Genomic DNA, 12,708 nt, shown 5'->3' with positions numbered 1-12,708 from the left:
GCAGGGCAATGGATCTCGCAGTTCTCTGGTTCGGCATCGTCGCCTTCTTCTTCGTCGGCTACTTCGTGCTCGACGGCTTCGATTTCGGCGTCGGCATGTCGCTGCCGTTCCTCGGGCGCGACGACATCGACCGCCGGGTGCTGATCACCACCATCGGGCCGGTCTGGGACCTGAACGAGACGTGGGTCATCGTCGCCGGCGCGGTGCTGTTCGCAGCCTTCCCGGAGTGGTACGCGACGCTGTTCAGCGGGTTCTATCTGGTGCTGCTGGCGATCCTGCTCGCGCTGATCGCCCGCGGCGTGTCGTTCGAGTACCGTCACCAGCGGGACGACGCGCGCTGGAAGAAGCGTTTCGACCGGATGATCATGATCGGCTCGGCGGTACCCGCATTCCTCTGGGGCGTCGCGTTCGCCAACATCGTTCAGGGCGTCGCTCTGGATGCGCACCACGACTACACGGGGACGCTCTTCGACCTGTTCAACGTGTACTCCCTGCTCGGCGGGCTGACGACGCTGCTGCTGTTCTTCACGCACGGCGTGGTCTTCGTGTCGCTGAAGACGGACGGCGACCTCCGGCTGCGGGCACGGCGCCTGGCCGCGCGTTCGGGAGCCGTGACGATCGCGGTGGCCGCTGCCTTCCTCGCGTGGACGGGGATCGCGCACTTCTCGGTGGTGTTCCTGGTGCTCGCGGTGTCCGCTGCCGTCGCGCTGGTCGCATCCTGGATCGCCAACCTCCGGGGAGCCGAGGGCTGGTCCTTCGGCTTCATGGCGGCGACCATCGCGCTGGCCGTCGCGTCGCTGTTCGCCGCGCTGTTCCCGGACGTCATGCCCTCGTCGCCGGACCCGCAGAACAGTCTGACGATCGCGAACGCGTCGAGCTCCGCGATGACGCTCGGCATCCTGACGTGGGTCGGCGTCATCTTCATCCCGCTCATCCTCGTGTACCAGGCGTGGACGTACTGGATCTTCCGCAAGCGCGTCACGCGCGACCACGTCCCGCAAGGGCCGCAGGGCCCGCACAGGACGCAGGGCCCGCAGGCGGCGCCGGGGGATGCGGCGGCTGCAGGCGATGCAGAGCGGGCACTGCGGGCCTGAGATGCGACCGCTCGATCCCCGCCTTCTCCGCTACGCCTCGGCAACACGGGGGACCCTCGCCGTCGGGGCGATCCTGGCGGTGCTGCAGACGTTCGCCGCGATCGCGTTCGCCGCGCTGATCACAGAGCTGATCGTCCGGGCGATCGCGGGCGCCCCCGTCGTCTCCCTGGCCGGGATGTTCGCCCAGCTCGGCGTCGTCGTGATCATCCGCGCCGTCCTGCTCTGGGCGATCGACGTTGTGTCCGCCCGGGGCGGCGCGCGCGCGGTCGGGCAGCTCCGGGAGCGGCTCGTCGCGGCGGTCGGGCGCCTGGGACCGGGGTGGGTCGCCCGGCGCAATGCGGCGGAGGTCACGCTGATCGCCGGGCACGGCATGGAGGCGCTCGACCCGTACTTCGCGAAGTACCTTCCGCAGCTCATCGGCACGGCCGTTGCCACACCGCTCCTCGTGCTGACGATCGGCTGGCGGGACCTCACCAGCGGCATCGTCCTCGTCGTCACCCTGCCGCTCATCCCGGTCTTCATGGTGCTCGTCGGCTGGGCCACCCAGGCTGCCCAGAAGCGGCAGTGGCGGGCGCTCTCCGCGCTGTCGAGCGGATTCCTGGATGTGGTGGCCGGGCTCTCGACGCTGAAGCTCTTCGGGCGTCAGCACCGGCAGCAGGCGCGCATCCAGCAGGTGAGCGAGCAGTACCGGGTGCACACCATCCGCGTGCTGCGGATGTCGTTCCTCTCCGGGTTCGTGCTGGAGCTCGTTGCGAGCCTGTCGGTCGCCGTGATCGCGGTGACGATCGGCCTGCGGCTGCTCGGAGGGTCGCTGGACCTCTCCGTGGGGCTGTTCGTGCTGCTGCTCGCGCCGGAGGCGTTCTTGCCGCTGCGCAATGTGGGCGCGAGCTATCACGCTGCGGCGGAGGGGGTCGAGGCTGCGTCGAACGCGTTCTCGGTGATCGAGGCTGCCGAGGGAGCGGATGCGCCGCTCGGGTCTCCGGCCGCGGCTGATTCCTCGAGAGGCGTCGATCGGTCGCCGGTTCGGGATATGGCCGGCGCTGAGCGCGATCGCGGGCTGGAGTTCGAGGACGTGAGCATCGCCTACGACGAACGCGTCGTCGTCGACGGGTTCAGTGCCAGGGTGCGGCTCGGTGAGGTCGCCGTGCTGCAGGCGCCCAGCGGGACGGGGAAGTCGAGCCTGGTCGCCGGCGTGCTCGGGTTCGTGCCCGTGGGGGGGCGCATCCACGTCGGTGGTCGCGCGGACGCGGTCGGGAGACGGGAGGCGACCGCCTGGGCAGGGCAGCGACCGGGCCTTCTGGCGGGAACGATCGCCGAGAACGTCGCGCTCGGCGATGCCTTGCCGGACGCGGAGCGGGTGGCGGCGGCTCTGCGCGATGCGGCTGCGGGCGAGCTGGACCCGCAGGGGTCGGTTGGGCCCGGGGGAACGGGGCTGTCGGGCGGGCAGGCGCAACGCGTAGCAGTCGCGCGGGCGCTGTACCGGCTGCGTTCCCGAGACTGCTCGGTGCTCATCCTGGACGAGCCCACCTCAGCGCTGGACGCGGCGACCGAGCGGAGGCTGCTGGAATCGCTCCGTGCGGTCGCTGCGGATGGGGTGGCGGTGCTGGTGGTCAGCCACCGGACGGCCGTGGCGGAGTGGGCGGATGTCGTTCTCACGCTTCCGGCCGTATCCGCAGAAGCGTCGGATACGAGCCTGGTGACGCGGCGGGAGGTCGCCCGTGTCGGTTGAGGCCATACGTGGCGAAGTGCCCACGGCGACCGCGTGGCCGGCCGCCGACGGGGCCGAGGTCCGCCGCATCCTGCGTCTGGCGATCCCGCAGGCGAAGGGATTGTGGGCGGCGATCGCCCTCGGCGCGTTGAGCGGCGGAAGCGCTGTCGCCCTGCTCGGCGTGTCGGCGTGGTTGATCACGCGCGCGTCCGAGCAGCCCGCCATGATGTACCTCTCGGCGGCCGTGGTCGGCGTTCGCGCTTTCGCCCTGGGACGTGCGTTCTTCCGCTACCTGGAGCGGCTGGCCGGACATGACGCGGCTTTCCGCCAGCTCGGGACGGTCCGCTCGCGCCTCTACGCCCGCCTCGAGCCACTCGCGCCGGATGGTCTGCGCGGCGTCCGGTCCGGCGACCTGCTGGCGCGGCTCGCCGACGATGTCGACGGGTTGCAGGACCTCCCGTTGCGCGTCATCCAGCCGCTGGTCAGCGCGGGCGTCGTCGCTCTGGGGAGCGTCGTCGTCGCGTTCCTGGTGCTGCCGGCCGCCGGAGTGATCCTCCTGCTGACGCTGGCGGTCGCGGTCCTCGCCGGCGCCCGGGTGAACGGCTGGGCCGCAGACGCCGCCGAACGACGGATCGCTCCACTCCGCTCCGCGCTGTACGACGCGGTCCATTCCGTGGTGAGCGAGCTGGACGTCCTGACCGCTTTCGGTGCCCTGGCAGCGGCGCAGGAGCGCGTGCGGCAGGCGAGCGACCGGCTCACGGCCGCCCTTCGGACCCGCGCCACCGGAATCGGGCTCACCGCCGGCGCGGTGTCGCTGCTCGCGGGTGCGGCCGTCTTCCTCGGGCTGGCCGTCGGGATCCCGGCATTCGGATCCGTCGAGGTGGATGCGCCGACGCTGACCGTGATCGCGCTGCTCCCACTGGCCGTCTTCGAGGTGTTCGGCACGGTTCCGCTGGCTTTCGGCGCGTGGACGCGCGTGCGTTCGAGCGCCGGGCGGATCGCCTCGGCTGTTCCGGCGACCCTGCCGGAGGGGATCCCCGTGGATGCGCCGGGCGCCGCATCCACTCTCGCCCTCCGGGGAGCTCCCGACGTACGCCTCGACGGCGTCTCGGCTCGCTGGCCGGGAGAGCCGTTCCCGGTGCTGCACGACATCACCCTGCGGTTGCGGCCCGGTGAGCGTGTCGTGCTGACCGGGCCCACCGGTGCTGGAAAGACGGCGCTCGCCCATGTCCTCACGCGGCTGATCGAGCACACGGGCGACTACCGGTTGGACGGCGTGCCGGTGCGGCAGGTGAAGCAGGACGCGGTGCGGGAGGTGGTCGGGCTGGTCGAGCAGCGTCCGCACCTCTTCGACTCGGATCTCCGGCAGAACCTGCTCTTCGCGAAGGACACCGCGTCGGACGACGAGCTGCTCGACGTGCTCGGCCGCGTGGGACTCCGGGAATGGGCCGTCGAGCGCGGCGGCCTGTCGGCACCGGTCGGCGAGCGCGGAGCGCTGGTGTCCGGCGGGCAGGCGCAGCGGATCGCGCTCGCGCGCGCGCTGCTGGCGGACTTCCCCGTGCTCGTGGTCGACGAGCCGACCGCGAACGTGGACGCAGCCGCCGCCGACGCGATCGTGCGCGACATCCTGGAGACGGCCGCGACGGACGGCCGCACCGTGCTGCTGATCTCGCACACCGACGTGCCCGCCGAGCTGGTCGACCGGGTGCTCCGCCTCGAGGTCGGCCACCTCGTCCCCGCCTGAGGCGTTCCGCCTCCGTGCCGCGCGTCCCGCGTCCCGCGTCCCGCGTTCTACGCCGAGGTGCTCGTAGTTGCACCCCTGGGCGGCGTGTCGCCTGCAACAACGAGCACTTCGGCAGCTCGCCCGCTTCGCCAGCTCGTGCACCGCGGCAGGTCGCGCACTCCGGTGTTCGGTGCCTTCGGCGACGAGGTGCTCGTAGTCGCACCCGTCCGCGGCGTGTCGGCTGCAACAACGAGCACTTCGGCAGCATCGCGCACCGCGGCAGGCCGCGTACTCCGGTGTTCGGTGCCTTCGGTGCCGAGGTGCTCGTAGTTGCAGCCCTGGGCGGCGTGTCGGCTGCAACAACGAGCACTTCGGCAGCTGGCGCTCTCGAGCCGGGCGCGCTTCTCGAGCGGGCGCTCCGGGGACGGGCGCTACCGCACAGGGCGGGCGAGGGCGGCGAAGCGCGCCCGCCACGCGTCCGTCCGCGCGGGGTCGAGCGCGAGCGCCGGACCGTCGACCCAGGCGGTGACCGCCCGGATGCCGTGCAGCGCGTTGACCGACCAGAGCACCGCACCATCCAACTCCGCAGGCCGCACCGCCTCCTCCTCGACCGGTACGCCGAGCGCCGCCGCGATCCCGCGTACGGTTCGTGCGGCGACGCTGTCCACCCGGGGCAGAGACAGTGGAGGCGCGAAGAGCGTCTCACCGCGCCACCAGAGGAGGGCCGTGGTCGCGCCGTCCGAGACGCGTCCGCCGTCGAGGATCACGGCCTCCTGCGCCCCGTGCCGCTGCGCGTGCTGCCGAAGCGCGCTGAGCCGGTCGATGTCCGGCCCTTTCAGGTGCGGCATGCGGCGCGGGTCGGTCTCGGCCATCGCCACGACGAGCGTGCTCGTCAGCGGGGGCGCCGTCCGGAGACGGAACCGCAGCCGCAGTGCGTCCCGCGCGCGCACCAGTTCGAACCGCGGAAACCAGGGTCCCTCCGAGGGGAGGGATGCGGTCCCCGCCTCCCAGAACGACTCCAGCTCGCGGCGGTCGGGGAAGCCCTGCTCGCGTGCGGTCTCCAGGAACCGCCCCCGGTGGAGGCCGAGCGCGAGCACCCGTCCGTCCCGCACGAGGAACGAGTCCGCCGCCAGCAGCTCCGTCTCGGCGAGCTCGCAGTCGTCGCGGATGCGCAACTCGCCGCCGGCCCAGTCGGCGAGGGTGCTGACCGGCTCAGTGCTGCGCGCGTCCATTCGCCTAGGCTAGCCCGGTGGTCCTCCCGCTTCGCGTGCATCCGCTCGACACCTGGGTCGACCCTGCGGACGCGTTCGTCATGCTCTTCGGCGGTTCGGACGTGGATGCCGCATGGCTCGACAGCGGACCGGAGGCGGTCGACGGCCGGTCCTTCATCGGGACGGGGACCATCTCGGCGACGTCCTCCGTCTCCGACGGAACGGTGACGATCGGGGGAGTGACCTCGCCCGGCGGAATCCTGGATGCGTTGCGCGACGATCTGACAGCACGGCGCCATCCCGAACCGTCCGGCAATCCCGTCGGATGGTGGGGCCGCTTCGGCTACGAAGCCGGCGCCGCGGCGGCCGGAGCCCCCGTCGCCGCATCCCCGGGGACGAAGCCGCCCGTCGATGCCGCGTTCCTCCTGGTGGACCGTCTCCTCACTTTCGATCACGCCGCCCGGTCCGTCGTCATCGTGGCCCCCGACGACGCGGCCGGCCACGCCTGGTCGGACAAGGTCGTCCGCACCCTCGCCAGCCCCGCCACCCGCGACTCGGCGCGCCTCTACGAGTCCGCCCACCCCGTCCCGGAAGCGACGGCCCGCTGGCGTCACGACGACACCGCTTACCTCTCCGCCATCGACGCCTGCCGGGCCGCCATCCGCGCCGGCGACGCGTACCAGCTCTGTCTCACCAACCAGGCCACCGCTCGCACCGGCGCCGACCCACTCGCCGTGCACCTGCGCCTGCGACGGGTGAGTCCGGCGCCGTACGGCGGGTTCCTCCGCATCGCGGGGGAGTCGCTGGTGAGCTCGTCGCCCGAGGAGTTCCTCCGGATGGACGCGCACGGACGGGTTCGCACCCGGCCGATCAAGGGCACGCGGCCACGTGGCGCGACGGTCGCCGCCGATCTCGAGCTCCGCGCCGAACTCGAGGCGAGCGAGAAGGAGCGCGCGGAGAACGTCATGATCGTCGATCTCATGCGCAACGACCTGGGGCGGGTCTGCGAGGTGGGATCCGTCGAAGTAAGCCACCTGCTCGCGGTCGAGAGCTACGCGCAGGTGCACCAGCTGGTGTCCACCGTCGAAGGACGGCTCCGGGCGGGACTCACGACGATGGATGCGGTGGCCGCGTGCTTCCCGGCCGGGTCGATGACGGGAGCGCCGAAGCTGAGCGCCATGCGCATCCTGCATCGGCTCGAGAACGGCGCGCGGGGCGCCTTCGCCGGATGCTTCGGATACCTCGCACTCGACGGCACGGCCGACCTCGCGATGGTGATCCGCAGCATCCATTTCGCCGACGGTGTCGCCACGATCGGCGCCGGTGGCGGGATCACCGCGCTCTCCGTTCCCGCAGAAGAGCTGGAGGAGGTGCGGGTGAAGGCCCGCGCGCTGTTCACCGCGGCCGGCCTCAGCGGCCGGACGGCCGGCCTTGCTGTCTGAGGGGCTCCGGCGAACTGGGGCGGGAACGGACGGGACGCGGCCGAGGTTTAGTACGCTGGGAGTCCGGGCGTCTCGTCGCCCGACACTCTTCCGTGCCGCCGAAATCCCAGCCGCGGCGCGAGGCAACCGAGATTGAGAGTCACGTGGCACACGAGCACGACGCAGCCGGCAGCACGACAGCGAGCATCCCCCAGCCGACCAGCACCCGAGCGACCGTAGAGCAGGCGCCGGGCGAGCAGTACGACTTCGGCGCCATTCAGGACAAGTGGCTTCCGATCTGGGATGAGCTGCGCCCCTTCGCGACCGATGACCCTGCGGACAAGCGGCCGCGCAAGTACATCCTCGACATGTTCCCGTACCCGTCCGGGGACCTGCACATGGGTCACGCCGAGGCGTATGCGCTCGGCGACGTCGTCGCGCGCTACTGGCGGCAGCAGGGCTTCAACGTGCTGCATCCGATCGGATGGGACGCTTTCGGCCTGCCCGCCGAGAACGCCGCGATCAAGCGGGGCCTCGACCCGCGCGGCTGGACGTACGACAACATCGCGCAGCAGAAGGCCAGCATGCGCCGCTACGCGCCCAGCTTCGACTGGGACCGCGTCCTGCAGACCTGTGACCCCGCGTACTACCGCTGGAACCAGTGGCTGTTCCTGAAGCTGTACGAGAAGGGCCTGGCGTACCGTAAGGCGAGCCAGGTCAACTGGTGCCCGTTCGACCAGACCGTCCTGGCGAACGAGCAGGTCGTGAACGGTCGCTGCGAGCGTTGCGACAACCTGGTCACCAAGAAGAAGCTGACGCAGTGGTACTTCCGCATCACCGACTACGCCGACCGCCTGCTGGACGACCTGAACCAGTTGGAGGGCGCCTGGCCCTCGAAGGTCATCTCGATGCAGCGCAACTGGATCGGGCGCTCCACCGGCGCGGATGTGACGTTCCGCATCGAGGACCGGGATGAGCCCGTGACCGTCTACACGACCCGCCCGGACACGCTGTACGGCGTGACGTTCATGGTGGTCGCCCCCGACTCCGACCTGGCCGCCGAGCTCATCGAGGGTGCACGTCCCGAGGTCCGCAAGCGCTTCGACGACTATCTGGAGGTGGTGCGCGGCACCACCGAGATGGACCGGCTCAACACCGAGCGCGAGAAGACGGGCGTCTTCCTGGAGCGGCACGCCGTGAATCCGCTGACGGGGGAGCGCATCCCGATCTGGACTGCCGACTACGTGCTGAGCGACTACGGCCACGGCGCGATCATGGCCGTGCCGGCACACGACCAGCGCGACCTGGACTTCGCGCGCGCTTTCGACCTGCCGGTCCGCATCGTCGTGGACACCACGCAGCCCGTGACGGGCGCGATCCCGGTGATCCACACGGACCCGGAGACCGGTGAGCCGATCCTGCCCGAGGATGCGGCGCTCGAGAGCCCGGCCGAGACCGGTGTGGCGCTGACGGGCGAGGGGCGCCTGATCAACTCGGGACCGTTCGACGGCTTGAGCAAGTCGAATGCCATTCGTCGCGTGACGGAGGCGCTGCAGGCATCGAAGCTGGGGGCGCCGGCGAAGAACTTCCGCCTGCGTGACTGGCTGATCTCGCGCCAGCGCTACTGGGGCACGCCCATCCCGATCATCCACTGCGAGCAGTGCGGCGAGGTCCCGGTCCCGGAGTCGGAGCTGCCCGTGGAGCTGCCGCCCGCGGAAGGCCTGGACCTGCAGCCGAAGGGCACCAGCCCGCTGGGTGCGGCGACCGACTGGGTCAATGTCTCCTGCCCGAGCTGCGGCGGCCCGGCGAAGCGCGACACGGACACCATGGACACCTTCGTGGACAGCTCCTGGTACTTCCTGCGCTTCCTCTCGCCCCAGGACGACACGCAGGCGTTCGACCCGCGCGAGGCCGAGAAGTGGGCCCCGGTCGACCAGTACGTGGGCGGTGTGTCGCACGCCATCCTGCACCTGCTGTATGCGCGCTTCGTGACCAAGGTGCTGTTCGATCTGGGGTACATCAGCTTCACGGAGCCGTTCACGGCGCTGCTGAACCAGGGACTGGTGCTGATGGACGGGTCGGCGATGTCCAAGTCGCGCGGCAACCTGGTGAAGCTGTCCGAGCAGCTGGACGAGCACGGCGTGGATGCGGTGCGCCTGACGATGGCGTTCGCTGGACCGCCGGAGGACGACATCGACTGGGCGGACGTGTCGCCGTCGGGCAGCGCGAAGTTCCTGGCTCGCGCGTGGCGCATCGCGAACGACGTGACGAGCGCTCCGGACATCGTGTGGAAGACCGGTGACCCGGCCCTGCGTCGGATCACGCACCGGTTCCTGGCGGATGCGCCGGGCCTCGTGGAGTCGTTCAAGTTCAATGTCGTCGTCGCCCGGCTGATGGAGCTGGTCAACGCGACGCGCAAGGCGATCGACACCGGCGTGGGTCCCGCGGATGCCGCAGTGCGCGAGGCCGCCGAGGTGGTCACGATGGCGCTGAACCTGTTCGCCCCGTACACCGCCGAGGACATGTGGAGCAAGCTCGGCTACGAGCCGTCCGTCGCGCTGGCGCAGTGGCGGAAGCCCGACCCGACCCTGCTGATCGAGGAGTCCGTCACGGCGGTCGTGCAGGTCGACGGCAAGGTCCGCGACCGGCTCGACGTGTCGCCGAAGATCTCGTCCGACGAGCTCGAAGGGATCGCCCGCGGATTGGATGCGGTGCGCCGGTCGGTCGGCGACCGCGAGATCGTGAACGTGATCGTCCGCGCGCCGCGCCTGGTGAACATCGCCACGAGGCCGCGCGGCTGAGGTCGTGCGAGAGCGCCGGGTTGTCGTCCACAGCCCGGCGCTCTCGTTGTTTCTCCACTGATCCGTTCGTTTCCGGTCGTCCGATCGCCGTGATTCCTACCGTGGAGGGATGCGACACCACGCCGACCTCCCCGCCGTAGACCCGCCAGACGCGTCTCCCGACGGACGCGCATCCCGGCGTCTGCGCGTGGGTGTCGGTGCGGCGGTGGTGCTGCTCATCGCCGCCGCCGTGGTGGCCGTCCTCGTCTCCGCAACCGCGCAGCGGGGCACGTCGGTCGGGGTTCCGACGGGCTTCGGCCGTTCGTTCTCGCCGTCCGCGCCTACATCGGGCGTTCCGGTGCCGAGCGGCTCGCCCCGGGTAAGCGTTCTCGTGCATGTCACGGGCGCCGTTCGCAAACCGGGTCTTGTCTCACTCGGCCCGGGAGCGCGGGTCGTGGATGCGGTGGCCGCGGCGGGCGGAATGGCGGACGATGCGGACCCCGCGGCGATCAACCTCGCGCGACCGGTGGCCGACGGAGAGCAGCTGGTGGTCCGCCGGGTGGGGGAGTCGCCCGAGGGCGGCGCCGGGGTCACGGGCGCGGAAGGCTCCGGCGCGGCGCCGGTCGCTGGGCCCGTGAATCTCAACACGGCGAGCGCAGCCGAGCTGGAGACGCTGCCGCGCATCGGCCCCGCGCTTGCGCAACGCATCCTCGACTGGAGGCAGGCCAACGGCCGGTTCGCGCAGGCGTCGGACCTGTTGAAGGTCTCGGGTATCGGTCAGAAGTTGTTCGACGGCATCAAGGATCGGCTGGTGGTCTGATGCCGGACCTCCGGCTGGCACTCCCTGCGGTAGCAATGTGGATCGCGTGCGCCGTGCTGATCGGCGTGCCGCAGTTCGCATCCGTGGTCGCGATTCTCACCACGGTGGCCGCGGCGGGCACGCTCGCCGGCCTCGGCATCGTGTCCATCGCGTTGCGGCGTCGGCGGCTCGCTGCCTTCCTGCCGCTGATCGCAACGCTACTGGCAGCCATCGCCCTCGGATCGGCGATCGTGGCGGCGCGGGCTCCCGGCCGCCTCTCCGCCGGCCTGGACGCCGCGGCCGACCACTCCGATCAGGCGCAGGTGCTCGTTCGCGTGGAGAGGGCCCCGCAGCGGAGGGGCACCGGCTTCGGAGGAGATGCGCAATGGGCGCTCCGCGGCAGCACGGTCGGAGACGCGGCTTCGATCCCGGTGTCCGTCCAATTCGGCGGGAGCGAGCAGGAGGCGCGCGGCGACGCCCTGGGCGCCGTCCTCCGGGTCAGCGGTGCTGTGCAGCGGAACGAGCCAGGAGAGGCGACGAGCTACACGCTCCGTGCCAGCGGCCGGCACGCTGTCGCACTTGTCGAGGCGCCGCCGCCGTGGCTGTCGTGGGCGGCAGCCGTGCGAAGCGACTTCGCGGCAGCTGCGGCCACCACCGCCGGCGATGGCGGAGCGCTCCTTCCCGGTCTCGCCATCGGCGACGAGACGGCTGTCTCTGCGGAGTTGGACGCGGCGATGAAGGCCTCATCGCTCAGTCATCTCACGGCGGTGTCCGGCGCGAACTGCGCCCTCGTGATCGCGCTCGTCTTCGGTCTGGCGCGCCTCGTCGGGTTCGGCCGCCGCGCACGGGTCGTCGCCGCCGCTTTTGCTCTGCTGGGTTTCGTGGCGCTCGTCGGACCGGGCGCGAGTGTCATCCGGGCCGCCGCGATGGCGGCGGTGCTCCTCATCGGACTGGCGCGCGGGCGTCCGGCCGACGGCGTGCCGGCCCTGTCGCTCGCGCTGGTCGTGCTGGTGATCCACGATCCCTGGCTCGCCCGGGACTACGGTTTCGCGCTCTCCGCCCTGGCGACCGCAGGCCTGCTCGTGCTGGCCGGTCCGCTCGGCACGATGTTCGCCCGGTGGATGCCACGCTCGCTCGCGCTGGCGGTGGCCGTTCCCACCGCGGCTCAACTGGCGTGCCAGCCGGTCCTCATCCTGCTGACGCCGACGGTCCCTCTCCTCGGGATACCGGCGAATCTGCTGGCGGAGCCCGCCGCACCCCTGGCGACGGTGCTCGGGTGCCTGGCCTGCGCCGTGCTTCCGTGGGTGCCCGGCCTCGGCGATGCGCTCGTCCGGCTCGCGTGGATTCCGTCGGCCTGGATCGCACAGGTGGCCTCCTTCGCCAGCAGCCTGCCCGGTGTGGCACTTCCCTGGGCGCCGGGATTGCTCGGCGTCCTGTTGAGCGCCGGGATCCTCGTCGCCGTGGCCGTGCTCGTCCTGGCCAGGGCCGCGCCGCGCGCGGTGTCGGCGACGGCGATTGTGGCGCTCTGCGCGGGTGCCGTCGTCTACGTCGGCGCCCTGGGCGGAAGCGTCGCCGGCCGCGCCCTCGCAATCCCTGCCGATTGGCAGATAGCGGCCTGCGATGTCGGCCAGGGTGACGGACTGCTGCTGCGCGACGGGGATGCGGTCGGCATGATCGACGTCGGGCGGAAGCCGGAGCCGGCGGCCGCCTGCCTCGACCGCCTCGGCATCACCCGGCTGGAGTTCCTGCTCCTCACCCACTTCGACGCGGACCACGTCGGGGGAGTGGCCGGTGTCGCGTCCCGGGCACAGCGCGCCATCGTTCAACGCCCGGTGCGCGACGCCGACGAGCGGACCCTTGCCATCCTTCGCTCGGCCGGCGTTCCGATCGAGCAGGGCCACGCGGGACTCTCCGGCCATCTCGGAGAACTCAGCTGGCGGCTCCTCTGGCCGCCGGGGCCCGGCGAGACACC

General features: G+C 71.4%; 7 protein-coding genes and 1 pseudogene. 7 read left to right on the top strand and 1 reads right to left on the bottom strand.

The window, feature by feature from the left end; all coding sequences use genetic code 11:
* The first annotated feature begins 8 nt into the window (after positions 1 to 8).
* The 3 genes from cydB to cydC are packed head-to-tail and all read left to right on the top strand — an operon-like array spanning position 9 to position 4,546.
* Entirely contained in the window at positions 9 to 1,094 is a 1,086-nt protein-coding gene (cydB, locus tag ACPYOG_RS00215; protein ID WP_481292261.1) for a cytochrome d ubiquinol oxidase subunit II, read from the top strand.
* Between the two features lies 1 nt (position 1,095).
* Positions 1,096 to 2,823: a thiol reductant ABC exporter subunit CydD gene (cydD, locus tag ACPYOG_RS00210; RefSeq protein ID WP_481292260.1), complete on the top strand. Its 1,728-nt coding sequence runs from the start codon at positions 1,096 to 1,098 to the stop codon at positions 2,821 to 2,823.
* Between the two features lie 16 nt (positions 2,824 to 2,839).
* Positions 2,840 to 4,546 (top strand): thiol reductant ABC exporter subunit CydC, encoded by a 1,707-nt coding sequence (gene cydC, locus ACPYOG_RS00205; protein WP_481292259.1) that lies wholly within the window; start codon positions 2,840 to 2,842, stop codon positions 4,544 to 4,546.
* Between the two features lie 410 nt (positions 4,547 to 4,956).
* On the opposite strand, the gene ACPYOG_RS00200 is transcribed toward cydC, so the two are convergent.
* On the bottom strand, positions 4,957 to 5,757 hold the full coding sequence (locus ACPYOG_RS00200; RefSeq protein ID WP_481292258.1) for an aminotransferase class IV: 801 nt from the start codon (positions 5,755 to 5,757) through the stop codon (positions 4,957 to 4,959).
* Between the two features lie 17 nt (positions 5,758 to 5,774).
* Here ACPYOG_RS00200 and ACPYOG_RS00195 point away from each other — a divergent pair, with 17 nt between their 5' ends.
* The 4 genes and pseudogenes from ACPYOG_RS00195 to ACPYOG_RS00180 all read left to right on the top strand — a co-directional run.
* The gene (locus ACPYOG_RS00195; RefSeq protein ID WP_481292257.1) at positions 5,775 to 7,178 is read left to right on the top strand and encodes an anthranilate synthase component I family protein; all 1,404 of its coding nucleotides are present in this window, start codon (positions 5,775 to 5,777) and stop codon (positions 7,176 to 7,178) included.
* A gap of 185 nt (positions 7,179 to 7,363) precedes the next feature.
* A complete protein-coding gene (gene leuS, locus ACPYOG_RS00190; RefSeq protein WP_481292315.1) occupies positions 7,364 to 9,958 on the top strand; it encodes a leucine--tRNA ligase in 2,595 nt (864 codons plus the stop codon).
* Positions 9,959 to 10,067: 109 nt separating this feature from the next.
* A complete protein-coding gene (locus ACPYOG_RS00185) occupies positions 10,068 to 10,757 on the top strand; it encodes a ComEA family DNA-binding protein (RefSeq protein WP_481292256.1) in 690 nt (229 codons plus the stop codon).
* Positions 10,757 to 12,697, top strand: a pseudogene (locus ACPYOG_RS00180) (ComEC/Rec2 family competence protein); the annotation flags it as partial. The gene ACPYOG_RS00185 and the pseudogene ACPYOG_RS00180, both read left to right, overlap by 1 nt.
* Positions 12,698 to 12,708 lie beyond the last annotated feature (11 nt).

The organism is Leifsonia sp. HAY1-4F (assembly GCF_056755275.1).
Note: the sequence above shows the minus strand (reverse complement) of the source record. Positions and strands in the feature narration are given on the sequence as shown.